This window comes from Hymenobacter tibetensis, from assembly GCF_022827545.1.
GTDB lineage: Bacteria > Bacteroidota > Bacteroidia > Cytophagales > Hymenobacteraceae > Hymenobacter > Hymenobacter tibetensis.
Window position 1 is genome coordinate 1,599,063 of record NZ_CP094669.1, and the last position, 24,602, is coordinate 1,623,664.

Genomic DNA, 24,602 nt, shown 5'->3' on the forward strand with positions numbered 1-24,602 from the left:
CCGATGTCTTTCCAACTTCCCACTTCTTTCTCGCGCCGTACCGGCACGGCGGCTTTAGCACTCACGTTGGCGCTGTTTAGCAGTTGCAACGACTACCTCGACGTGGCGCCGCAGGGCCAACTCAGCGAAGACGCCATTCGGACCGACCCCGCCGCCGCCCAAAAGCTGGTGGACGGCGTGTACAACGTGCTGTACCTGGGCGGTTTCGGCCCCGATGTGCACAGCTTTCAGTTCATCATCCTGACCGATATTGCCTCCGACGACACCGACAAAGGCAGTACTCCCAACGACTATGCCGACGCCGCCGCCGTCGACAACTTCACGCTGACTTCCACCAACAGCGTTATCAACAACGTTTGGAACGGGCACTTTCAGGCTATATCGCGCGCCAATCAGGCCCTCGACAAGATTCCGCTGAGTCCCGCCCCGGAGGCCACCAAAAATCAGTTGCTCGGAGAAGTACGCTTTTTGCGCGCGTACTTCTACTTCAATTTGGTGCGGCTTTACGGGGGTGTGCCGTTACTCGACCGGGTGCCGGCTACTTCGGAAATCAACAACCCGGAGTTTCAGCGCCGAGCCACTGCCGAGGAGATATATCAGTTCATTGTGAGTGACTTGCAATTTGCAGCGGATAATCTAGCGCCTAAATCAACCGCTCAAACGGGCCGGACCACCAAAGCCGCCGCGCAAGCCATGCTGGCCAAGGTGTACTTGTATCAGAAAAACTACCAGCAGGCCTACGCCCTGACCAACGAGATTATCCAGGGCCGTTCGGGAGCCTACGCGCTGTACCCGAACTACGCCGACGTATGGCGCACACCGGGCGCCAACAGCTCGGAATCTATCTTCGAGATACAGACGGGCGTTAACGCCGCCTGCAACAACTCGGCGGTCAGCATTTACACCGTGTGCCAGGGTCCGCGCTCCGGCGGCCGCGGCGGGTGGGCCGATTTAGGCTTTGGCTTCAACACGCCCACGCAAGATTTGGCTAATGCCTACGAACCCAACGACGTGCGCCGGGCCGGCTCTATCATTTTCATCAATCCTACTGCTCCGGCTGGTCAGCGTTCCACGGGCACGGTGCTTTGGGACGGATTCCGCATCCCGAGCAAGGACTCAGTGGAAGGCTTGCGCTACAGCTACAAAGCCTACCACAGCCGCACCCGCGAAGCCAACTGCGGCAACAACGACTACCTGCCCAAGAACGTCCGGATCCTGCGCTACGCCGATGTGCTGCTCATCAACGCCGAAGCGGCTTTGCAAATCGGTAACACCGGAGCCGCCGCTACCAGCCTGAACCTGGTGCGCACTCGTGCCGGCCTACCGAGCATCACTTCGCCCACGCTCGCGCAAATCTGGCGGGAGCGGCGGGTGGAGTTAGCTCTGGAACAAGACCGGTTCTTTGACCTGGTACGCCAGGAAAGTGTGCAGCCCGGCCGCATCGTTCCAATTTTCGCGGCCCAAGGCAAAACCTTCACGAAAGGCAAAAACGAAATCTACCCCATCCCGCAAGCCCAAATTGACCTCAGCGGCGGACAGCTTACTCAGAACCCCGGGTACTAAGCGGCGAGGGGCACCTCACCCCCAAGCCCCCTCTCCCTAAGGAGAGGGGAACTAGCTTTTTAGCTCTAAAAATTTAACTGCCAACATTCCCCTGAAACTAGAGCTGGCTAAACTAGCAGTTAGTTCCCCCTCTCCCGAGGAGAGGGGGCTAGGGGGTGAGGTCAACCGGATGCTATGACTACCAAACTCCTTGTACTGCTGTGCCTGTTACTGCCAGGCTTGCTTTGCGCGCAGCAAAAGCCAGCGCCAAAAAAAGCAGCTACCACCAAGTTCGACCCGCGGCAGCGGCCCCGCAACCTAACCGACGAGCAACTCCTCGACCAAGTGCAGCGCCAGACGTTTCGCTACTTCTGGGACTTTGGGCACCCCGTATCGGGCATGGCGCGCGAGCGGAGCAACGTGGCCTACGAGTATGGCAACGAGGTAGTAACGACGGGTGGCACGGGCTTCGGCATTATGGCCATCATCGTGGCCGCGGACCGCAAGTGGATTACGCGGGAGCAGGCCGCTACGCGCATCCTGAAAATCGTGAAGTTTCTAGAAAAGGCAGATTCGTTTCATGGGGTGTTTTCGCACTGGCTGAACGGGGAAACTGGCAAGGTTATCCGGTTCAGCCAGAAGGATGATGGGGGAGACTTAGTAGAAACCTCGTTTCTGTTTGAAGGCCTGATTTGTGCCCGACAATACTTCACGCAGGAAACCAAAACCGAGCAAGAATTGCGCAACCACATTCTGTGGATGTGGGAAGGGGTGGAGTGGAACTGGCACACGCAAGGCGGCCAAAACGTGCTCTACTGGCACTGGAGCCCCAACAACGGCTGGAGCATGAACCACCAGATTCATGGTTGGAACGAGTGCCTGATTACCTACGTGCTGGCCGCGTCCTCGCCCAAATACGCCATCGACAAAAAGGTGTATGACCAAGGCTGGGCTACTGGCGACTACTTCCGCAACGGCAAGGAGTTCTACAAAACCAAGCTGCCCTTGGGCTTCGACTACGGCGGCCCGCTGTTCTTCTCGCACTACACCTTCCTCGGCCTCGACCCCCGCGGCCTAAAAGACCAGTACGCCGACTACATGCAGCAAAACCAGGCGCATACCCGCATCAATTACGCCTACTGCGTCGACAACCCCAAGAAGTACAAAGGCTACGGCCCCAACAGCTGGGGCCTTACCGCCTCCGACAGCTACAAAGGGTACGCCGCACATTCGCCTTCCGAGGACCTCGGCGTGATTTCGCCCACTGCTGCCCTTTCGGCCATGCCCTACGCGCCCGCCGAGTCGATGGCCGCCCTTAAGCACTTCTACAACGACCTCGGCGACAATATTTGGAGTGAGTACGGCTTCGTCGATGGCTTCAGTGAGCACCACAACTGGTACGCCAAGTCGCACCTCGCCATCGACCAGGGACCCATTGTGGGCATGATAGAAAACCACCGGACCGGCCTGCTCTGGAAGCTGTTCATGAGCAGCCCCGACGTGCAGCGCGGCCTCACCAAGCTCGGTTTCGAAAGCCCGCAGATCAAGAAATAGCTCTTCTCAAGGAAGCTTTTGAAATAATAAATAGCGAAAGACCGTCCTATCCGGCATCCGCTTGTCGAAGCGTCGCGCCGGGGTGATAATCGTTACTCCCGCGTCAGCATGCCAGGTGTTTCGGCTCCGCGCACGCGTTTTTCCTTCAATCAGCCGTTCAATTTATGCTCAGAATACTGCTTCTGTTCTTCGCGGCGACGCTGAGCTTAACTGTTCAGGCTCAACCCACTTCCAGTCCTGGTCAGCGTACGTATTGCAACCCGCTGAACCTAGACTACGGCTATACGCCCATTCCGAACTTCGCTGAAGCAGGTAAACACCGCGCCACTGCCGACCCGGTTATTACGCTCTACAAGGGCGAGTACTACTTGTTTTCAACCAACCAATGGGGCTACTGGCACAGCCCGGACCTCTACAATTGGAAATTTATTTCGCGCTCCTTTCTGCGGCCTGAGCACAAAGTCTACGATGACTTGTGCGCGCCTGCCGTGTTCGTGCTCGGCGATACGCTGCTGGTGTACGGCTCTACCCAAGAAAAGAACTTTCCTATCTGGATGAGCACCAATCCCAAAGCCAACGAGTGGAAACCAGCCGTCGACCCGTTCCAGATTGGCGCCTGGGACCCTGACTTTTTCCTGGATACCGACGGCAAGTTGTACTTGTATTGGGGGAGTAGCAACGTGTATCCGCTCTACGGACAGCAAATCAGCCGCAAAACTTTCCAACCAATTGGCGAGCGGAAAGAAATGTTCGGTTTGAACGACAAGCAGTTCGGGTGGCAGCGTTTCGGCGAATACCTCGACAATACCTTTCTTGATCCGTTTATGGAAGGCGCCTGGATGACCAAGTACAAGGATCAGTATTACTTGCAATACGGCGCACCCGGCACCGAATTCAGTGGCTATGCCGATGGCGTGCAAGTGAGCGACAAGCCGTTGGGACCCTTCAAGCCGCAGCCCCATAACCCGTTTGCTTACAAGCCCGGCGGCTTCGCCCGCGGGGCCGGCCACGGCAACACCTTCCAAGACACTTACGGCAACTGGTGGCACCTGTCTACCATGGTGGTATCGGTGAAAAACAACTTCGAGCGGCGGCTTGGCCTGTGGCCCGCCGGTTTCGACAAAGAAGGGGTACTCTACACCAACACCACCTTCGGCGACTATCCGCACTACCTGCCTACCGGCCCCGAAGACCACCTGAAAAGCCGTTTCGCGGGCTGGATGCTGCTCAACTACCAGAAGCCGGTACAAGTCTCTTCCACGTTGGGCGGCTACTTACCCAATTATGCTGTCGATGAGAGTATCCGGACCTATTGGAGCGCGGCTACGGGCAACAAAGGGGAGTATCTGCAAACTGATTTGGGCAACCTCAACACCGTGCACGCCATCCAAATAAACTATGCCGACCAAGATGCGCAGTTTCTCGGTAAGCAGCAGAATATCTATCATCAGTATAGGCTCTGGCACTCTCTGGACGGCAAAAAGTGGAAAGTGCTAATTGATAAAAGCACCAACAAAACCGACGTACCCCACGATTACATCGAGCTACCCGAGCCGGTTCGTACCCGCTACCTCAAACTCGAAAACGTGCATATGCCCACTGGCAAATTCGCCATCAGTGGCCTACGGGTTTTTGGGAAGGGGAGTGGCGCCACGCCAGAGCCGGTAAAAGGATTCGTGGTGCTCCGAACCGAGAAAGACAAGCGGAGCGCCTGGCTCAAATGGACGCCCACCGACAACGCCTATGCCTACAATATCCACGTTGGCATCAGCCCCGATAAGCTCTACAATTGCATCATGGTACACGACCAAAACGACTACTATTTCAAAGGCATGGACAAAGACCAGCCCTACTATTTCACCATAGAAGCCATCAACGAAAATGGCGTTTCCTCCCGCATTCCCGTCGTGACAGCGAAATAGGAGAGTAGACGTGCCGCACAGCAGGCCCTAGCCATAGTGACCACCCTACTTGATTTCGCATGCTGAGTTGCCAATACAACCAGACCATCATGCTGAGCAGAGCCGGAGGCGTAGTCAAAGCATCTGGCGTGCTGCTATTGCCAAGACAACTAGAACGTCATGCTGAGCGCAGCCGAAGCATCTCGCGTGCTGAGGTTGTGGTACTAACCTAACCCAACGGTTCGAGCGAGCTGATTCGACTCCGCTCAGCATGACAATACCACTTATAACGACTTATAACGCTGCGAGCGAGATGCTTCGATTTCGGGACACTGTACTTAACATACCAGGACCAGTCTGACAGCAACGCGAGATACTTCGATAAGCGGACGCTAGATAGAGCACAACTATCTACTTTCGCATTCACTCACTTTATCATCCTACTCACACCCTTTCATTCCCACATGAAAAGTACTTTCCGAACTGCCTTGTTGCTTTCGCTGGGCCTCGCGCTGACTCCGCCGCTACAAGCCCAAAAATCCACCTCAACTGCCACTGCCACCACCGCTACTGCCGACGACCCCAAGATGAACAAGTTCATTGCGGACTTGATGCAGAAAATGACTTTGGAAGAGAAAATCGGGCAGCTGAACCTCGTATCGGTAGGCTTCGATGTGACGGGGCCGGTGGTGAGCAAGGATGTGGACGCCAACATTCGGAAAGGCAACGTAGGCGCCGTGCTCAACACCTACACGCCGGTGGCGGCGCGCAAACTGCAAGAGCTAGCCGTAAAAGAATCGCGCCTGCACATTCCGCTGATTTTCGGCTACGACGTTATTCACGGCCACCGCACCATCTTCCCGATTCCGTTAGGCGTAGCTTCTTCTTGGGATTTGACGGCCATTGAGCGCAGCGCCCGCATTGCCGCCGAAGAAGCCGCGGCCGATGGCATCAACTGGGTGTATTCGCCGATGGTGGACATTGCCCGCGACCCACGGTGGGGCCGCATTGCGGAAGGTGGGGGCGAAGACCCGTACCTCGGTGCCCAAATTGCCCGCGTGATGGTGCGCGGCTACCAAGGCACCGACATGAGCAAGCCCACCAGCGTCATGGCCTGCCTCAAGCACTTCGCCCTCTACGGCGCCGCCGAAGCCGGCCGCGACTACAACACCACCGACATGAGCCTCGTGCGCATGTACAACGAGTACCTGCCGCCCTACAAAGCCGCCATCGACGCTGGCGTGGGCTCGGTCATGAGCTCGTTCAACGACATCAACGGCATCCCCGCCACGGCCAACAAGTGGCTGATGACCGACCTGCTGCGTGGGCAGTGGGGCTTCAAAGGCTTCGTGGCCACCGACTATACCGCCATCAACGAAATGACGGCCCACGGCATGGGCAACGATGCGCAAGTGTCGGCCCTGGCCCTTAATGCGGGCATCGACCAAGACATGGTGGGCGAAATCTTCCTGAAGAATCTCGTTCAAAACCTGAAAGACGGTACGGTGAAGCAAGAGCAGATTGACCTGGCCTGCCGCCGCGTGCTGGAAGCCAAGTACATCCTCGGCCTGTTCAAAGACCCCTACCGCGCCGTGACCGACAAGCGTGCGAAGGCCACCATGATGAACAAGCAGTTCATTGCCGATGCCCGCGACATCAGCCGCAAGAGCTTGGTACTGCTCAAAAACGATAAGAACACCCTACCTCTCAAAAAGTCGGGCACTATTGCCCTGATCGGGCCGCTAGCCAACCGCCAGCGCGACATGATTGGCAACTGGAGCGGCGCCGGCGACTGGAAACAAGCCGTTTCGGTGGAGCAGGGCCTGAAAAACGTGGCCGGCAACGCCGTGAAAGTGGTATACGCCCAAGGCGCCAACGTCACCGACGACGAGCAAATGATAGCCCGCCTCAATGCCCACGGCGGCGAGCTAAACATCGACAAACGCTCCCCCGAAGCCATGATTCAAGAAGCCGTGCAAGTCGCCCAAGGCGCCGACGTGGTGGTGGCTGTAGTAGGCGAGTCGCAGGGCATGACGGGCGAAGCTGCCAGCCGCGCCGATATTGGCCTGCCAGGCCAGCAACTAGAGTTACTCAAAGCTCTCAAGAAAACCGGTAAGCCGCTGGTGCTGGTACTGATGAACGGCCGGCCACTCACGCTGAGTTGGGAAGACAAAAACGCCGGTGCCATCCTGGAAACCTGGTTTGCAGGTTCCCAAGCCGGCAACGCCATTGCCGACGTACTGTTCGGGAACTACAACCCCTCCGGCAAAATCACGGCTACCTTCCCCCAAACGGTGGGCCAAGTGCCCCTCTACTATAACCACAAAAACACCGGCCGCCCTTATGCTGGCGTGGCCCTCGACAAGTACAAGTCGCGCTACATGGACTTTAGCAACGACCCGCTCTACCCGTTTGGGTACGGCCTAAGCTACACCACCTTCACCTACGGCAAGCCCGAACTCAGCACCACCACCCTAAGCCCCAATGCCACCCTCGACGTGAAGGTAACCGTGCAAAACACCGGCAACTACGACGGCGAAGAAGTAGCACAGCTCTACATCCGCGACATGGTCGGTTCTATTTCGCGCCCCGTGAAAGAGTTGAAAGGCTTCCAGAAAGTGATGCTGAAAAAAGGGGAGAGCCGCACCCTCACCTTCAAGCTGACCCCCGACGACCTGAAGTTCTACAACACCGACCTCAAGTTCGTGTCCGAGCCCGGCGACTTCCAAGTATTCGTCGGCGGCAACTCCCGCGACGTGCAAACCGCTGCCTTCAAGCTGACGGAATAGATAGTTGGCATCAGCAGAAAGACCGTCATGCTGTGGAAGCATGACGGTCTTTCTGTTGTTATCCGGCTTATACAACCAACGGAGTTGCCTAGGTCAGCATACCACCATCAACCTGCAATACTTGGCCGGTGATGTAGCTGGAATCGTCGGAGGCGAGGAAGGCGGTGGCTTTGGCCACATCTTCGGGGGCGCCGCCTCGCCGCAGCGGAATGGCTTTGCGCCACTCGTCTACTTGCTTCTGGTCGAGGGCGTCGGTCATTTCGGTTTCAATGAAGCCGGGCGCAATGGCGTTGCAACGAATATTGCGCGAGCCCAGCTCCAGCGCCACCGACTTAGTGAAGCCAATGATGCCCGATTTGGAAGCGGCATAGTTGGCCTGGCCAGCATTGCCTTTGATGCCCACCACCGACGTCATATTGATAATACTGCCCGCTTTGGCGCGCATCATGGGTTTGGTAGCTGCTTTGGTAAGGTTGAACACCGACTTCAGGTTTACCGCAATTACTTGGTCCCACTGCTGCTCACTCATGCGCATCAGCAGGCCGTCCTGCGTGATGCCGGCGTTGTTGACCAGAATATCCAGCTTGCTGAAATCCGCCAGCACGTCCTCCACCAGCTTTTCAGCTTCTGCATACACCGAGGCGTCGGAGCGGTATCCTTTTACTTTGGTGCCATGGGCAGCTAGTTCTTGTTCAAGCTGTTGACCTTTCTCTACGCTAGAGAGGTAGGTGAAAGCCACTTGCGCCCCAAGCTGGGCAAAATGTACCGCAATAGCGCGGCCGATTCCTTTGGATGCGCCCGTAATCAGGGCCACTTTTCCGTCGAGCAATTTTGTCATGGGGGCGAAGATAGGTTTCTGGTGGGTAGTTTTTGGTGTTAAGCAGCTGTCAAATGGCGGATGTTCTACCTGTTTACTGCCGCCAGCCGTCAACCTACACAAATTCAGTAGCCAAATCTACGCTGCTGTTTCCTGACAGTGTTGCTTCAAGCTGCACCCAAGCAGAAGGCACGTACGGCACTTCTTTATGAGCATAAACAAGCATAGAGTTGTAAACAAGCAGCCATAAGAGGCGCTACCTTCGCCCTAATGCTCGAAACCGAAATCTGTATTCTGGGTGCCGGACCGGGTGGTGCTACGGCGGCTTTGCACCTTGCTAACGCCGGTCAGCCCTGCCTGCTCCTCGACCGTGCTACTTTTCCCCGCGACAAAGTATGCGGCGACGCGCTGAGCGGGAAAGTGCTAAGTGAGTTGCGTCGAATTGATGCTTTATTGCCTGCCCGCCTAGAGGCGACACCGGTGCAGCTTCCCTCGTGGGGTATTGATTTCTATGCGCCCAACGGGCGCAAACTAGCGGTGCCGTTCAAACCCAACTACAACGCCGCCACCGACCACGCCGCTGGTCACATTAGCAAGCGCATCGACTTCGACAACTTCTTGATCGAGGAAGTGCGCCGCCGCCCCGAAATCGAGTTCCGCGAAGGGGCTGACATCAGCCAGCACGAGCAGCAGACCGACGGCCGGTGGCTACTAAAAGACGCAAGTGGCGTGCCCGTGGCTTTAACGCGGCTACTGCTGGTAGCCAACGGCGCGCAATCATCATTCGCGCGGCAAATTGGCGGGCATGCCCTGGAGCCAGCGCACCATTGCGCCGGCCTACGGGCCTACTACCGGGGCGTGCGCAACCTGCATCCCGACAACTTCATCGAACTATACTTCATCAAAGACTTTTTGCCCGGCTACCTCTGGGTGTTCCCCTTGCCCAATGGTGAGGCCAACGTGGGGGTGGGCATGCTCACCGAGGCCGTGTCCAAGAAAAAAGTAAACCTGCGCGAGAAGCTCACCGACATGCTGGCTACTCATCCGGCCCTAAAAGACCGGTTTGCCAACGCTGAGCGCCTAGGTCCCGTGCGGGGCTTTGGGTTGCCACTTGGCTCGAAGCGCCGTAAACTTTCGGGTCCTAATTACCTGCTACTCGGCGACGCCGCCTCCCTCATCGACCCATTCAGCGGCGAAGGTATCAGCCACGCCATGGTATCAGGCCGGCACGCAGCCGACTGGGCCAGCCGGGCCTTGGCCGCGCAAGAATACACCTCGCAGTTTCTGGCTGGCTATGATAAAGCCGTCTACAACCGGTTGGGGCAGGAACTGCGCCTGAGCCGTGTTATGCAACGGTTGCTGGATTACCCGTGGCTGTTCAATTTCATTGCCAACCGGGCCGCCAACAACCCCACCATCGCCGAAACTCTCTCAATGATGTTTCTGGACCTAGACATGCGCGAGCGGCTGCGCAAACCGAGCTTCTATTTGAAGCTGCTGGTTGGGAAGTAAACCTATTTCTCTACGTAGCGCCGTAGGCTTTGCTCGGCTTTCGGATTGAGTTGGGTAGCTTTTTCCAAGTCAGCCCGAGCCTCGGTGGGTTTGTTGATAGAGGCGTAGCTGATGCCCCGGTACTCATAGGCATCCGCGTATTCCGGGTCGAGGCGAATGGCTTCGGTGAAATCGGGGATAGCAGCTTTGAAGTTGAGCGTTTGGATGCGGGTGGCTCCGCGCGCAAAGTAGGCTTCCTTGTGCGCAGGGTTGTACTGAATAGCCTTCGTTAAGTCTGTAACAGCGGCCGGATATTGCTTCAGCTTCAGGCGGGTAAGGCCGCGCTGATAGTAGGCTTCGGCGCTAGAAGGAGCCAAGCGGAGGGCAGTGTTGCAGTCGGAAATGGCCGCATCATATTCTCGGAGTCGGCTTTTGGCTTTGGCCCGAACCAACAACGCCTGCACATCGCCGGGGGCACTAGCCAGCAGGGCGTTGGCGGCCTCTATCATGGCCCGATAATCGGTGCTGGACCGGGCTGGCCCAACAGCCACGTTAGCTGTTGAAGCGACTGTAGCACTTAAGGCCGCAGAGTCTAGCAGCAAGGGCTCGGCCCGCTCCAAGCGAACTGCCCGCTGCGACGAATCCTTGGCCTTTTCTTTCTCAATGCAGGCACAACGGGTGAATAGAAAAAAGCTGCCAGCAACAGGAAGCAAAACAAGCAGGCGGCGCATACAAAAACAGAGCAGGGCGGGAACGTTGGGAAGAAGCACAGAAAATACGTAGGCACCAACAAGCAACCTCCATTTTTTAGGAAACCAAGTGGTTAGCGTGCGTGCCGACAGTGAAACTATAGTTACCGGAAAAAGATGCGTCAAACCTAGTCAACGCACATAATCATTTGATGAAGAAAAAAAGGCGGCTATTTCCAAAGCACCTACTCTAATGCCTTCACACTCAGGGCCGCTTCCTTGAAGGAAAGGAAGGCGCGGCAAATTGAAAACTGCGGCTTGCTTCTGGTTGTTGGGTAGACGCGCCGCCTGCCTATCTTTGCTCACCCCGTTGGCATAGCTACGGCTTGGCGCGGGCTTTCCATTTCCACCTTCAACCTGAAAACACTATGGCATTGCAATACGACCTGGTCGTGGTCGGCTCTGGGCCGGGCGGCTACGTAGCCGCCATCCGCGCCTCCCAACTTGGTCTGAAAGTCGGCGTCATCGAGCGGGAGTCGCTCGGCGGCATCTGCCTCAACTGGGGCTGCATTCCCACCAAAGCTCTGCTCAAAAGTGCTCAGGTGTTTGAATACCTCAACCACGCCAGCGACTACGGCCTAAAAGCCGAAGGCGTGAGCTTTGATTTCAACGCCGTTATCAGCCGCAGCCGTGGCGTGGCCGATGGCATGAGCAAGGGCATCAACTTCCTATTTAAAAAGAACAAAATCGACGCCATCATGGGCACCGGCAAATTGCTGGCACCCGGCAAAGTCGAGCTAACCAAAGCCGACGGCACCAAGGACACGGTGGAAGCCAAATCCATCATCCTGGCCACCGGAGCCCGCTCGCGCGAGTTGCCTACCATGCCGGTCGACGACAAGAAAATCATTGGCTACCGCAAAGCCATGAGTCTGGAGAAGCAACCGAAACGCCTCGTAGTGGTAGGTTCGGGGGCAATCGGCGTCGAGTTTGCGTACTTCTACCGCGCCATGGGCTCGGAGGTGACGGTGGTGGAGTATCTGCCCCGCATTGTGCCCGTGGAGGACGAGGAAATCTCGCGCCAGATGGAAAAGTCGTTCAAGAAAATGGGTATCAACGTCCTCACCAACGCCGAGGTAACCAAAGTGGATACCGCCGGCGAAGGCTGTAACGTCACCATCAAAACCGAGAAAGGCAACCAGCAAATTGCCTGTGACGTGGTCCTGAGCGCCGTCGGCGTGACCACCAACCTAGAGAATATAGGTCTCGAAGAGCTCGGTATCAAAGTAGAGCGTGGCCGCGTCATCGTTGACGACTATTACCAGACTAGCGTGCCTGGCATCTATGCCATTGGCGACATTATTCCTGGCCCGGCACTAGCTCACGTTGCCTCGGCTGAGGGCATCATTTGCGTTGAGAAAATTGCGGGTCACCACCCCGAGCCACTCAACTACCAGAACATCCCCGGCTGCACCTACGCCAGCCCCGAAATTGCCTCTGTTGGTCTCACTGAAGCCGAAGCCAAAAAGCAAGGCTACGATATTCTGGTAGGCAAATTCCCCTTCTCGGCGTCCGGCAAAGCATCCGCTGGTGGCGTGAAAGACGGCTTCGTGAAAGTTATCTTCGATAAGAAGTACGGCGAGTGGCTAGGGGCCCACATGATTGGCGCCAACGTGACGGAAATGATTGCCGAAGTGGTAGTAGCCCGCAAACTAGAAACCACGGGCCACGAAATCATCAAGTCGGTACACCCACACCCCACCATGAGCGAAGCCGTTATGGAAGCTGCCGCGGCGGCTTACGGCGAAGTGATTCACTTGTAAGCTAGCAGCACACAAGCCGTTAGCTTAGAAACTAAAAGCCCCGGGACCATGTGGTTCCGGGGCTTTTGGTGTTGTATGAAGGGCCTTACTGCGGAACTGCTAGCACTGCTTCTGCAAAACCTAGTTTGGTGTAAATAGGATTGATGCGGTCGGTAAGCGCTGCTTGATCAATTGTAAAGCGAGGCCGTTGTGGCGCGCTGAAGTCCCAGGTGCCAACATAGTTCACCAACCCCGCTTGCACCACAAACACGTACCGGGTGTCCGTTATGGCTCCTGCCTGCCCTTTGCGCAAAGGTTCCATGCCATAGCTGTAAGAATAGGTATGCAACGCGTAGCGGCCAGGCGGCAATGCCACACAAAATTCGTTTTCCTTGCGGCTGCTCATCGTGGGCTTCACTACCACCCGCACCACTTTCCGCGTGTCGAGGTTTACCAATTGCACATCCTGCAGGAGGCCCCCACTACTGAACCCCAGCCGTTGCACACAGTTGCCATAAATCAATCCTTTGTCGGGAGGTAAGGGTCCCCGGCTGGCTGTCCAGCCGCTACTGGGTAGCAGGAATTTCGGAATGCGGATTTGGTCGAGCGAGTCTGTTTGGAAGGCATACAGCCCATTGTTGATCCTGAAGGTAAGGGGTACCGTGTATTCGACGTTGACGGGCTTACGATTTTGAGTGCCTGGCTGCCATCGAACCTGCTTTAGACGCTGTGCAACGCGCAAGGCTTCTTCGTCGAGATCTGCTCGCACCCCCTTTTTTATTTTAATATCAGTGGTATGACCTTCTGCATTTACAACAAAGGAGATGAACACTTTGCCTTGCACTTGGTCGTGCAGTGCTGACTTGGGGTATTGCATACTATCGGAGAGAAAGTCCAGCAGCGCAGAAGGGCCACCCGGAAACACGGGTAGGATTTCCTCATATTCCCGGCTCCTGCTGGAATCGGGTGGGTTAAGCTGCTGTGCTTGGCTAATTAAGCTAGACAATAGAGTAAGTAGAAGTAGGAAGATTCGAAGCATAGCAACATGCAAGATACGGCTCCCTGTCTGATACTATGTATTGTTTCTGTGCTTCACAGCCGATTTTTGAGGCTTTTTTTTAAGTCGCATAAAATAGCTCCATAGTTGATAATTAGGTAAAATATATGGTAGATCAAGGACTTGAATATTAACTAGACTTCACTGCCAACAGTAGAGTCAGTATATTGTCTCGACACCTCCCAGCGCCAATCCAACTAACACGCAGATCTACAGTGGCCCCTATTGTTCGATTGAACAAGGAAGTTGTTCTCTCGTATCCCTGTTGTCTGGTTTCTCCACTTTCAAGCCCTATGAAGCTTTCCTATCGTTTGTTGATTACCCTATTGCTAATAGGAATTGTTATAGTGCTGCTAGCTGCGTTGTTTAAGAGCCAAGGCTACGCCGGTAGCGACGTGCTGATACTATTAGGCTTAGTGGTGCAGTTTGTAGCGGGCGTTTTGGTAGTGTGGAAGTTTGCCAATCGCCTCGACAACAAGGATAGCTGAGAAACCAAGTAAGCTAGCTTTCGGAGGGCTGCTTTCGCCTTGCTGGCGTTTCCGATATTGATGGCTAAGATAGCTTTGTTCCCGTTTGCGTGGATGCGTATTAGTAACACGAATAGCTTCAGGCGCATGCCTACTCTACAAACGGAAGCCGGCCGCCTCGAGTGCATCGAAGCGGCCGGCTACTTTGGTTCGAATAGTGGCGAAACAACCGCATCTAGCAAGCTGTCCGGTATTCGAAAATGCTACAGGCGGGGTGGGGTTTGCGCCTGCTCAAACGGAGCGTGGGAATTGGCTATCAGATAATGGGGGGGATTCATTAGCTGGTAGCGGGAGCAATATTACAAAGAATATTTTAACTAGTAAGTGTTAGCTTACTTTTTTTAGTAAGTACGCACTTACCTTTTTAATAACCTCGCCGCAATCGATTGCTATTCAAATTTTTAGGGGAATCATAATTTTAATTATGTTCAAAAATATTTTTAGCGGCTTGGTCATCTTGCCTTTGCCCTCATGGCTGCAAGCCCTATTTACTGGCGCTGTAGCACCCTGCTTGTCTTGCGGACCATTACCACTTTGTTGTTTATTTCGGCTAGACCTAAGTTGTGCACGCTACCTAAATGCGTAGTCTGAAACTCGCGGTGCGGGACGTAGCGGCCCTGGTCCACGGCTTGGCCTACTTGCACATATGCCTCCCGGAACGGCACGCCGGCTTGGATAAGCTGGTTGATGTTCTCTACCGAGAAAATCCCGTCATACTTCGCTTGGTTCAGCAAATCGGGCTTGATTTTCAGCTGGGGCAAGGCGAACAGCAGGATGCCGAGAATGTCGAGGAACTGCATCATGGGCTCGAACAGAATTTCCTTCAGAATCTGAAAGTCGCGATGGTAGCCACTGGGCAGATTGTTAGTGGCCAGCATAATGGTGGTCGGCAGGCCTTGCAGAGCGTTGCAGCGCGCCCTTACCAGCTCGAATACATCGGGGTTTTTCTTGTGCGGCATGATGCTGGAACCCGTGGTGAAGGCCGCTGGCAACTCCACAAACGCCAGGTCCTGGCTGTTATAAAGCACCAGGTCGTAGGCTAGCTTCGAGAGGGTAGCCGCCACGCCTGCCAGCGCAAACGCTACGGTTTTCTCGGTTTTGCCGCGCAGCATCTGGGCACCTACTGAACTAACAGCAAGGTTACCGAAACCCATCTGTTGGGTGGTCAGTTGCCGGTCGATGGGGAAGCTGCTGCCGAAGCCGGCGCCCGAGCCCAGCGGGTTTTGGTCGGCTACTGTGTGCGCTGCGTCCAGGAGGGCTAGGTCCAGGAGTAGGTGCTCAGCGTAGGCCGAAAACCACAACCCGAAGCTGCTGGGCATAGCCGCCTGGAAGTGCGTATAGCCAGGCATCAGGTCGGCTTGATGGGTTTCGGCTTTTTGCAGCAGCACTTCCACCAGGGCCATAATTTGCGCGGCGGCCTGCTCAGTGTAGTCTTTCAAAAACAGTTGGATGGCAGTCAGCACCTGGTCGTTGCGGGAGCGGGCCGTGTGGATTTTCTTGCCCGCGTCGCCGAACTTCTCGGTCAGATAGAACTCGATTTTCGAGTGCACGTCTTCGAAGCCTTCATCAATAGTGAAGGTACCCGCTTCAATTTGTGCAGCTAGTTCCTTGAGGCCTTGTTGGAGCTGCTGGTTTTCTTCCTCGGAAATCAGGCCTACCGACGCTAACATGGTGGCTTGCGCTTGGGAGGCCTGCACATCGAAGCGCGCTAAGTATCCGTCCAACTCCCGGTCACGGCCCACCGTGAACTGCTCTATTTTCTTATCGACGGCAATGCCTTTCTCCCAGATCTTCATGCGTGGTTGTTCAGTAAAGCTAAAATTTAGTTCCTGTCCTTGGAAAGGAGGGGCTAGGGGGGGAGATGAATGCAGAACAATAGCTAGGGCTAGTTTATGGATGTAGTCGACTGTTCAATGATTGTCAACCACTCCTAGTCCCTCCTCATCTGAGGAGGGGAACTAGACTTTAGTATTCTGTAGCTGTAGCTCGTCCAGCAAAGCTACATACCCCCGGATTCCCTCTCGGATTTCGCTGAGCAGAATGTATTCATCGGGCGTATGGGAGCGAGCTGAGTCGCCGGGGCCGATTTTGACGGTGTCGAAGGGCATCATGCTTTGGTCGGATAGGGTGGCCGAGCCGAACGTGTGGCGGCCCAGCGCTAGTCCGCGCTGTACCACTGGATGAGTGAGGGCAATGCGCGACGAGTTGAGGTGCGTGGAACGCGGCGTCACGTCGGCGGCTACGTGCTGCCGCACGAGTTGCACCACTTCCTCGTTAGAATACAGCTCGTTGGTACGCACATCTACTACAAACGTGCACCGGTCGGGTACCACGTTGTGCTGCGAGCCGGCCTGAATCTGCGTGACGGTGGTTTTTACAGGGCCTAGTAGTTCCGATACTTGCGGAAACTGATAGTGCTGAAACCACTGAATATCGGGCAGGGCTTTGTATAAAGCATTTTCGCCTTCGTCGCGGGCGGCGTGGCCGGTGCGGCCGTGGGTTACGCAGTCCAGCACCACCAGCCCTTTTTCGGCAATGGCTAAGTCCATCTGGGTCGGTTCCCCCACAATTCCCAAGTCGATAGGGGGGAGTAGCGGCAGCATGGCGCGAATACCGTTGACGCCCGAGACCTCCTCCTCGGCCGTAATGGCACAAATTAGGTTGAAAGGCAGGTTAGGGCGTTGATAGAAGTACAGAAAGGTAGCCAGCAGGCTCACAGCCGAAGCCCCCGCGTCGTTGCTGCCGAGCCCGGTGAGCTTGTCGCCTTCCTGCACCGCCTCAAACGGGTCGTAGGTCCAGGTGCTGCCGGGCTTCACGGTGTCGTGGTGGGAGTTGAGCAAGATGGTGGGCTTGCCAGCGTCAAACGGCCGGGTGGCGGCCCACACGTTGTTTTTGTCGCGCTGCGGCTGGGCGCCGTGGAACGCCAGAAACCGAAAAATCAGGTCCGCTGTCTGGTCTTCCTCCCGCGAGAAGGACGGCGTTTGAATCAGCTGAATCAATAGCTGAATGGCCTCTTCGGAAAGCCGCTCGATTAGCTCCGGCATAAGATGGTTTTCACGGGTTCGTTGATGCGGAGTGCGTTTTCAATCACCACGCGCTCCACGCCGGCTTCCAGCGCGGCAAAAGCGTTATCGAGCTTGGGCACCATACCGGCCGCAATGACGCCCTCGGCTTTTAGCTGCTGGTACTGGTCGGCGGTAATCTGCGGAATGACGGAGGCTTCGTCGTTGATGTCGGCCAGCACGCCGTCTTTCTCGAAACAGAAGTGTAGCTCCACCGTGTACGAACCAGCCAAGGCCCTCGCCAATGAACTGGCAATGGTGTCGGCGTTGGTGTTGAGTAATTGGCCGTGGCCATCGTGGGTGATGGCACATAGCACCGGTGTAAGACCGGTTTCCAGCAACTTTTCCAACAGCTTCGTGTTGATGCTGTGCTCGTCCAGGTCACCTACAAAACCGTAATCGATGGTGCGCACGGGCCGTTTGGTGGCTTGAATTACGTTGCCGTCGGCGCCCGACAAACCCAGTGCGTTAGTGCCTTGAGCTTGCAAGAGTGCTACTACCTGCTTGTTGGTTTTGCCGGCGTAGAACATCGTCACGATGTCGAGGGTGGCGGCGTCGGTGATGCGGCGGCCTTCCACCATTTGGGGCTCGATGCCGAGGCTGTTTAGCATCTGGCTGGCACCCTTCCCGCCGCCGTGCACCAGAATTTTGCGGCCGGGCACCTGCGCCAGCTCGGCCAGAAAATGCCCCAGCTGCGTGGCATCATCGATAATGCCCCCGCCGATTTTAAAGATTTTCAGGACTTCGCTCATGCGTAACAAAAAGATAAAAAGGCCGCGCTTAGGTCCGTAAAATGCCGGAATAGCTGCTCACGAGTAGTTTCAAGCAAGCCCGGCGCTAAACCAAGCAAGTGCTTTTTGAAATAGGAGGGCAAAGTTTCCGAAAAAAAACATCTAGTTTTGCAACGATTTAGCGGCCTACAGCATTTTAAAGCCGCAGAAACTACCTCACACCGCTCGGCGGTGCCCGTCATGATTCGTCTCTCTTCTCCTGTATGCTTGTTGCGGCCCACGTCGGCCCTGCGAACAATGCCAGCTTAAACGCTGGCTGCACTACTTTGGCTGTGTTTTTGAATAGTAAAAACCAGCACGGGGAAGTCAACGACACCCCACAGAAGAGACCTTTTTACGAATAAACTGCCTGACACGAGTGTAAGCCCCAGTGCGCCTTTTTCCGGTTACTTGCCGGACTAACCCGCCCCTCTACGACCCAGCTACTGGTCTGCTGCGGTTCCCCTAATTTTTTGGGTTTACTTCTCCTGAAGCTGGCTGTCAGCCAGTTGCCCCGAAGTTTGTTACGCAAGCTTCATCTTCCCTTATCGTCTTTCCAAGCTTGTTGCCGTATACCAAGGCAACCAACTGAGCTTTGACCATGCTTTTACGAGTCGCCGATGCTGCCGATGCGCAGTATGTGGAAACCCTCTGTCAGTGGTATGCCGAATCCGCCAAAGCGCGCGGCGTCGGTATCGCCAAGCGCGACCCCAACTATCTGGTAAAGAAGATGGTGAAAGGCGACGCTATTATTGCCTTCATTGATGAGCAACTAGCCGGCTTCTGCTACATCGAGACCTTCGAGGACAACAAGTTTGTCGTCAACTCGGGCCTCATTGTGAATACCGAGCTGCGCAAAGAAGGCCTTGGCCGCGCCATCAAACACCGCGTGTTCGAACTGTCGCGCACGAAATACCCGGCCGCCAAAATCTTCGGTATCACGACCAGCGCGGCCGTGATGAAGATCAACAACGAACTGGGCTACCGCCCCGTCACCTTCCCCGAACTAACCCAAAGCGACGATTTCTGGAAGGGCTGCTCTAGCTGCAAAAACTACGGCATCCTGATGGAAAACGAGCGCAAAATGTGCCTGTGCACCGGCATGGTCTACGACAAGCTCGACGACCAATTCAGCCAGCGTGTGCAGGAGACAATTGAGATTCTTACACCCCAAGACCACTAATGAAAAAGGTAGTTTTAGCTTACAGCGGCGGCCTGGACACTTCCTACTGCGTTGTATATCTGACCCGCGAGCTGGGTCTGGAAGTTCACACCGTCATCGTCAACTCCGGCGGCTTTTCCGAGGAAGAGCTGGCCGCCATCGAGAAGCGAGCCTACGAATTGGGCTCGACCAAGCACGAGGTAATTGACGTGACCCAGCGATTCTACCAGGACTGCCTGCGCTACCTCATTTTCGGCAACATCCTCAAGAACGACACCTACCCGCTGAGTGTCAGCGCGGAGCGGATGTTCCAGTCGTTGGCCCTGGCCGAGTACGCCCGGGAGCACAAGGCCGACTACATTGCCCACGGCAGCACCGGCGCCGGCAACGACCAAGTACGTTTCGACGTGGCATTCTCGGTGATTTCGCCGAACACAGAAATCATTACGCCTATTCGTGACTTGAAACTGTCGCGCCAAGCTGAAATTGATTTCCTGAACCAGCACGGCTTCGAGATGAGCTGGGAGAAAGCCAAATACTCTATCAATAAGGGTATTTGGGGCACTAGCGTGGGCGGCGTAGAAACGTTGACTTCCAACCAGGCCCTGCCTGAGTCGGCGTACCCAACGCAGATCAGCGCTACGGAGCCCACCAACGTTGAAATCACCTTCGAGAAAGGCGAGCCAGTGGCGCTGAACGGCAAGACCATGAACCCGGTGGAGTTGATTCAGGCCCTGAACGAGCTAGCTGGTACCTACGCCATCGGCCGCGATACGCACGTGGGCGACACGATTCTGGGTATCAAAGGCCGCGTTGGTTTCGAGGCGCCCGCGCCGCTGATTTTGCTGAAAGCGCATCACTTGTTGGAGAAGCACACCTCTAGCCGCTGGCAGTTGCTGCACAAAGACTACATCGCCAATTGGTACGGCACGCTGCTGCACGAGGCCCAGTACCTGGACCCCGTGATGCGCGACATGGAGGCTTTCCTCACGTCGTCGCAGGAGCGGGTATCGGGCAAGGTGTTCGTGACGTTGAAGCCGTATCAGTTCGAGCTGCAAGGCATCGAGTCGAAGTACGACATGATGCGCTCTAAAGTGGCTACCTATGGCGAGGAAAACGACGCTTGGGACGGCCGCGACGCTAAAGGCTTCATCAAAATCTTCAGCAACCAGTTGCGCATTCACTCTTCCTTCAACGATGAAAATTAAGGTCGGCATTGTAGGCGGCGCTGGCTACACGGCCGGGGAGCTTGTCCGTATTCTGCTGCACCACGAGTACGCGGAACTGGGTGCAATCGTCAGCTCATCCAATGCCGGCAACCCCATCTATCAAGTCCACGACGACTTGGTGGGCGAAAGCGACCTGGCGTTTACCTCGGAACTAGCCGGTGATGAAGACGTGGTGTTTCTGTGCTTAGGCCACGGCAATTCCAAGGCGTGGCTCTCAACACACGAGCTACCCAAAACGACGCACATCATCGACCTCAGCAACGATTTCCGTTTGGAAGCTGACGCGGAGTTTCAGGATTGGGAGTTTGTGTACGGATTGCCGGAGCTGAACCGCAGCCGCATCCAGCAGGCCCAAAGCATTGCCAACCCCGGCTGCTTCGCCACGGCTATCCAGCTGGCGTTGCTGCCGCTGGCGCAGGCCGGCAAGCTGACGGACGATGTGCATGTGTCGGCTATTACGGGCAGCACGGGCGCGGGGCAGAGCTTGTCGGAGACGGTACATTTCTCGTGGCGCACCAATAACGTGTCCATCTACAAGCCTTTCACGCACCAGCACCTCGGCGAAATCGGGGAGAGCTTGGCGCAGCTCCAGCCGCAGCTGGACAGCGCTATGCACTTCATTCCGTACCGCGGCAACTTCTCGCGGGGCATCTTCGCCAGCGTCTACACGCCGTCGGATTTAACGCAGGAAGAAGCGCGGGAGCTGTACCAGAAGTTCTACGCCGACGCGCCGTTTACCACGGTATCGGACAAGGAAATCCACTTGAAGCAGGTGGTGAACACCAACAAGTGCCTGTTGCACGTGCAGAAATTCGGCAAGCAGCTGCTCATCACGTCGGTTATCGACAACCTGGTGAAAGGCGCTTCCGGACAGGCCGTGCAAAACATGAATCTGCTGTTTGGCTTGCCCGAAACGACAGGCCTAGGATTGAAAGCAGGGCTGTTTTAACGTTTCGGAGCGTCATTTCTTGGCTACGGTACGCTCGGAATGACGCTCTTATGCGCTGTTCGAAGTAAGTTTGCCCTAAGTTCTAACCTTTCAGCTCTCACTTCTATACTATGGAGCTTTTCAACGTGTACCCACTCGTCAACATCACGCCGGTAAAGGCGCTGGGGGCGAAACTTTGGGACGACAAGGGTCAGGAATACCTGGATTTCTACGGCGGCCACGCCGTTATTTCCATCGGCCACAGCCACCCGCACTACGTGCAGCGCCTCACCGAGCAGTTGCAGAACATCGGTTTCTACTCCAACTCGGTGCAAATTCCGATTCAGCAGGAGCTGGCTCACAAGCTAGGCCAAGTGTCGGGCTACGAGGACTACTCGCTGTTTCTGTGCAACTCTGGGGCTGAGGCCAACGAGAATGCGCTGAAGCTGGCGTCGTTCCACACCGGCAAAAAACGCGTGGTAGCCTTCAAAGGTGCTTTCCACGGCCGTACCTCCGGCGCAGTGGCTGCTACCGACAATCCTAAAATTGTAGCTCCTTTTAATGCCGACCATGCTATTTCCTTCGTGGAATATGACTTGGCAGCGGTGGAGCAGGTGCTGCAAGGCGGCGACGTGTGCGCGGCTATCATTGAGCCCATTCAGGGTGTGGGCGGTATCATCATGCCATCCGATGAGTTCCTGATTGGCCTAGCTGCGTTGTGCAAGCAGTACGGCGCGCTGCTAATTGCCGACGAGGTGCAGAGCGGTTACGGCCGTAGCGGCAAGTTCTTTGCGCACCAGCACGCCGGCATCCGCCCCGATGTTATTTCCATAGCAAAAGGCATGGGCAACGGCTTCCCCATCGGCGGCATCCTGATTGCGCCGGAGCTGAAGGCGTCCTATGGTTTGCTAGGCACCACGTTCGGCGGCAACCACCTCGCTTGCGCGGCGGCACTGGCGGTGCTGGAAGTTATCGAGCAGGAAGACTTGTTGGCCCACGCTACCGAGCTAGGTCACTACCTCCGCTCGGAACTGGAAGTGAATGCCGTGGCCGAGGAAATCCGCGGGCGAGGCCTGATGGTGGGCATCAAGTACGACTTTCCCATCAAAGAGGTCCGCGACAAGCTGCTCTCGGACTACCACATCTTCGTCGGTAACGCCTCCGACCCCACGGTGCTTCGGTTGCTTCCTCCGCTCAATATCACCAAGGCCGAAGTTGACCGGTTTCTACAGGCGCTATATGCCTTGACAGAGAAATCGGTACATGTCATTCAGCAGGCCTCCGCGCTGGACTAAAACTACTTCCCTTCCTTGCTTGATGCGCAGCATCAGAGGAGGGGATTTTTTTAGGGCTAGCATAGCTTAAGTCACTCACTAGAATTTCCATCAATAGATGAAGCAAGTAAAGCTGGTGCTGGAAGACGGCACCGAAATCCAGGGCGAATCCTTCGGCGCGTTTACGTCCACTGCCGGCGAGGTAGTGTTTAGCACGGCCATGACCGGCTACCCCGAAAACCTCACCGACCCCTCGTTTGCCGGCCAGATTCTGGTCTTGACCTACCCCATGGTAGGCAACTACGGCGTGCCCGGCGAGGAGTTGTACGAGTCGATTTCCAAGATTTTCGAATCGGACAAGATTCACATTGCCGGCCTCGTGGTGAACTACTACTCCGAGGAGCACAGCCACTGGAACGCCGCCAAAAGCCTTGGCGACTGGCTCAAGGAGTACAACATACCCGGCATATTCGGGGTGGATACGCGCATGCTCACCAAAATCCTGCGGGAGAAGGGCGCCATGCTAGGCAAGATTGTAGCCGAAGAAGACGTAGAGCTGCACGACCCCAACCAGGACAACCTGGTAGCCCAAGTAAGCCCCACCGAGGTGAAGCACTACGGCCACGGCCAGCACAAAATCGTGCTCGTTGACTGCGGCACCAAAACCAACATCATCCGCTGCTTCCTCCAGCGTGACGTGGAGCTGATTCGGGTGCCCTGGGACTACGACTTCACCCAAATCGACTACGACGGCCTGTTCCTGAGCAATGGCCCCGGCGACCCGAAGATGTGCACCGCCACCATAGGCCACTTGCAAACCGCGCTCGGCCAAGACAAGCCCATTTTCGGTATCTGCTTAGGCTCCCAACTCATGGGCCTGGCCGCCGGCGGCGACACGTTCAAGCTGAAGTACGGCCACCGCAGCCACAACCAGCCGGTGAAGCTCACGGGCACCCAGCGTAGCTACATCACCAGCCAAAACCACGGCTTCGCGGTAGACACCGACACGCTGCCCGCCGAGTGGACCATGTTGTTCGAGAACCTCAACGATGGTACCTGCGAAGGCATAAAGCACAAGACTAAGCCGTTCTTCTCCACCCAGTTTCATCCCGAAGCCGCTGGCGGCCCCGAGGATACTGAGTATCTATTCGACGACTTCCTGAAAGCTGTAGCCGAGCACAAGGCAGCGAAGTAGGCTGGCCTTGAACGCGCCCGTCATGTTGAGCTTGCCGGCTCATATCTACCGCTTCGTTGTCAGCATAACCCTGTCACATTTCTAACAGCTACGACCTGATGCAGCAAGCAGATTTGCCAGAGCGTTGGAAGACTAAACTGCGGAGCTACCTGATTGCTAAAGGGAAGAGCGACGAAACGCTAAGTGCTTCTGAGTTCCCAACTGATAACGTAGTGCGCATCATATTTGAAGACGACTCAAAAGTTGAGTTCAACTATGCTTTTAGTATAGAAGCTCCTGAATTCAAAGAAGTAGCTGTTTTTACTGAGCATTGCGGTTACCATTTATTTCAGTTGTACGACGGAATAAACTTGGTTGTAGAGAAGCGGTAGAGATGCTTCGCAAGCTCAGCATGACGTTCTTTGCTTCAACTTCACGACTTCTCAACGCACTACTCTTATGCCAGAAAAACATAGAAGTTTTCCGAACTGGGGATATCTAGTGTTGGGCGCGCTGGCTTTCGCAGGGTTCTATTTCGTCAAGAACATGGGCCAGAAGACGGTTTTGAAAGCAATGCTTGGTGAACCAGGCGGGTTGATTAACAGGGCCATGAGTTCGGCCCGAGTTTCACAGCGGATAACCAGTAGAACAGGAAAAATAACTGCCAAAAACTTCAAGACGGAAGGAATCAGTGCCACAAAGGATACGCTTGCCTTCCGCTTCTTCTTGGATGGTGAGCGTGCCGATGCCACCGTCAGGCTTTGGATGGCCAAGCGCCTATCTGGCGAATGGGAAATAGTGAAAAGTGACACCGTCTTTACCGAATAGAAACTA

At 55.7% G+C, this 24,602-nt stretch carries 20 protein-coding genes; 14 read left to right on the forward strand and 6 right to left on the reverse strand.

Features of this window, described 5'->3' with window-relative positions:
• Nucleotides 1-3 precede the first annotated feature (3 nt).
• The 4 genes from MTX78_RS06445 to bglX all read left to right on the forward strand — a co-directional run bounded on the left by MTX78_RS06445 (nucleotide 4) and on the right by bglX (nucleotide 7,786).
• The gene (locus tag MTX78_RS06445; protein WP_243800966.1) at nucleotides 4-1,563 is read left to right on the forward strand and encodes a RagB/SusD family nutrient uptake outer membrane protein; all 1,560 of its coding nucleotides are present in this window, start codon (nucleotides 4-6) and stop codon (nucleotides 1,561-1,563) included.
• Between the two features lie 174 nt (nucleotides 1,564-1,737).
• On the forward strand, nucleotides 1,738-3,096 hold the full coding sequence (locus tag MTX78_RS06450; RefSeq protein ID WP_243800968.1) for a glucoamylase family protein: 1,359 nt from the start codon (nucleotides 1,738-1,740) through the stop codon (nucleotides 3,094-3,096).
• A 164-nt stretch (nucleotides 3,097-3,260) separates the two neighbouring features.
• Entirely contained in the window at nucleotides 3,261-5,018 is a 1,758-nt protein-coding gene (locus tag MTX78_RS06455) for a family 43 glycosylhydrolase (RefSeq protein WP_243800970.1), read from the forward strand.
• A 443-nt stretch (nucleotides 5,019-5,461) separates the two neighbouring features.
• Nucleotides 5,462-7,786, forward strand: a complete 2,325-nt coding sequence (gene bglX, locus MTX78_RS06460; protein ID WP_243800972.1) for a beta-glucosidase BglX — start codon at nucleotides 5,462-5,464, stop codon at nucleotides 7,784-7,786.
• Between the two features lie 88 nt (nucleotides 7,787-7,874).
• Here the strand turns inward: bglX and fabG are convergent, their stop codons facing one another.
• Nucleotides 7,875-8,624: a 3-oxoacyl-[acyl-carrier-protein] reductase gene (gene fabG / locus MTX78_RS06465; RefSeq protein WP_243800975.1), complete on the reverse strand. Its 750-nt coding sequence runs from the start codon at nucleotides 8,622-8,624 to the stop codon at nucleotides 7,875-7,877.
• 249 nt (nucleotides 8,625-8,873) lie between these two features.
• On the opposite strand from fabG, the gene MTX78_RS06470 reads away from it, so the two are divergent.
• Nucleotides 8,874-10,115 (forward strand): geranylgeranyl reductase family protein, encoded by a 1,242-nt coding sequence (locus MTX78_RS06470; protein ID WP_243800977.1) that lies wholly within the window; start codon nucleotides 8,874-8,876, stop codon nucleotides 10,113-10,115.
• 2 nt (nucleotides 10,116-10,117) lie between these two features.
• Here the strand turns inward: MTX78_RS06470 and MTX78_RS06475 are convergent, their stop codons facing one another.
• Nucleotides 10,118-10,825 carry a tetratricopeptide repeat protein gene (locus MTX78_RS06475; protein ID WP_243800979.1) on the reverse strand — a complete coding sequence of 236 codons (708 nt, stop codon included), beginning with the start codon at nucleotides 10,823-10,825 and terminating at the stop codon, nucleotides 10,118-10,120.
• A 386-nt stretch (nucleotides 10,826-11,211) separates the two neighbouring features.
• On the opposite strand from MTX78_RS06475, the gene lpdA reads away from it, so the two are divergent.
• The gene (lpdA, locus tag MTX78_RS06480; protein WP_243800981.1) at nucleotides 11,212-12,606 is read left to right on the forward strand and encodes a dihydrolipoyl dehydrogenase; all 1,395 of its coding nucleotides are present in this window, start codon (nucleotides 11,212-11,214) and stop codon (nucleotides 12,604-12,606) included.
• A gap of 85 nt (nucleotides 12,607-12,691) precedes the next feature.
• Here the strand turns inward: lpdA and MTX78_RS06485 are convergent, their stop codons facing one another.
• Nucleotides 12,692-13,624: an energy transducer TonB gene (locus tag MTX78_RS06485; RefSeq protein ID WP_243800986.1), complete on the reverse strand. Its 933-nt coding sequence runs from the start codon at nucleotides 13,622-13,624 to the stop codon at nucleotides 12,692-12,694.
• Nucleotides 13,625-13,935: 311 nt separating this feature from the next.
• On the opposite strand from MTX78_RS06485, the gene MTX78_RS06490 reads away from it, so the two are divergent.
• Entirely contained in the window at nucleotides 13,936-14,130 is a 195-nt protein-coding gene (locus tag MTX78_RS06490; RefSeq protein WP_243800987.1) for a hypothetical protein, read from the forward strand.
• Between the two features lie 527 nt (nucleotides 14,131-14,657).
• Here the strand turns inward: MTX78_RS06490 and argH are convergent.
• The 3 genes from argH to argB form a co-directional block, all read right to left on the reverse strand.
• Nucleotides 14,658-15,965: an argininosuccinate lyase gene (argH, locus tag MTX78_RS06495; protein ID WP_243800989.1), complete on the reverse strand. Its 1,308-nt coding sequence runs from the start codon at nucleotides 15,963-15,965 to the stop codon at nucleotides 14,658-14,660.
• Nucleotides 15,966-16,127: 162 nt separating this feature from the next.
• Entirely contained in the window at nucleotides 16,128-17,213 is a 1,086-nt protein-coding gene (locus MTX78_RS06500; protein WP_243800992.1) for a M20 family metallo-hydrolase, read from the reverse strand.
• Nucleotides 17,201-17,983, reverse strand: a complete 783-nt coding sequence (argB, locus tag MTX78_RS06505; protein WP_243800993.1) for an acetylglutamate kinase — start codon at nucleotides 17,981-17,983, stop codon at nucleotides 17,201-17,203. Before argB ends, MTX78_RS06500 begins: the two co-directional genes overlap by 13 nt.
• 619 nt (nucleotides 17,984-18,602) lie before the next feature.
• Here argB and MTX78_RS06510 point away from each other — a divergent pair.
• The 7 genes from MTX78_RS06510 (at nucleotide 18,603) to MTX78_RS06540 (ending at nucleotide 24,596) form a co-directional block, all read left to right on the forward strand.
• Nucleotides 18,603-19,184, forward strand: coding sequence for a GNAT family N-acetyltransferase (locus MTX78_RS06510; RefSeq protein WP_243800995.1), 582 nt, complete (start codon nucleotides 18,603-18,605; stop codon nucleotides 19,182-19,184).
• Entirely contained in the window at nucleotides 19,184-20,371 is a 1,188-nt protein-coding gene (gene argG, locus MTX78_RS06515) for an argininosuccinate synthase (RefSeq protein ID WP_243800997.1), read from the forward strand. Before MTX78_RS06510 ends, argG begins: the two co-directional genes overlap by 1 nt.
• A complete protein-coding gene (gene argC / locus MTX78_RS06520) occupies nucleotides 20,361-21,341 on the forward strand; it encodes an N-acetyl-gamma-glutamyl-phosphate reductase (protein WP_243800998.1) in 981 nt (326 codons plus the stop codon). The genes argG and argC overlap by 11 nt, the downstream gene beginning before the upstream one ends.
• A 110-nt stretch (nucleotides 21,342-21,451) precedes the next feature.
• Nucleotides 21,452-22,615, forward strand: a complete 1,164-nt coding sequence (locus MTX78_RS06525; RefSeq protein ID WP_243801000.1) for an aspartate aminotransferase family protein — start codon at nucleotides 21,452-21,454, stop codon at nucleotides 22,613-22,615.
• A 97-nt stretch (nucleotides 22,616-22,712) separates the two neighbouring features.
• The gene (carA, locus tag MTX78_RS06530) at nucleotides 22,713-23,789 is read left to right on the forward strand and encodes a glutamine-hydrolyzing carbamoyl-phosphate synthase small subunit (RefSeq protein ID WP_243801002.1); all 1,077 of its coding nucleotides are present in this window, start codon (nucleotides 22,713-22,715) and stop codon (nucleotides 23,787-23,789) included.
• 98 nt (nucleotides 23,790-23,887) lie between these two features.
• Nucleotides 23,888-24,160 (forward strand): hypothetical protein, encoded by a 273-nt coding sequence (locus MTX78_RS06535; RefSeq protein WP_243801004.1) that lies wholly within the window; start codon nucleotides 23,888-23,890, stop codon nucleotides 24,158-24,160.
• A gap of 67 nt (nucleotides 24,161-24,227) precedes the next feature.
• A complete protein-coding gene (locus tag MTX78_RS06540; RefSeq protein ID WP_243801005.1) occupies nucleotides 24,228-24,596 on the forward strand; it encodes a hypothetical protein in 369 nt (122 codons plus the stop codon).
• The last annotated feature ends 6 nt before the right edge of the window (nucleotides 24,597-24,602 follow it).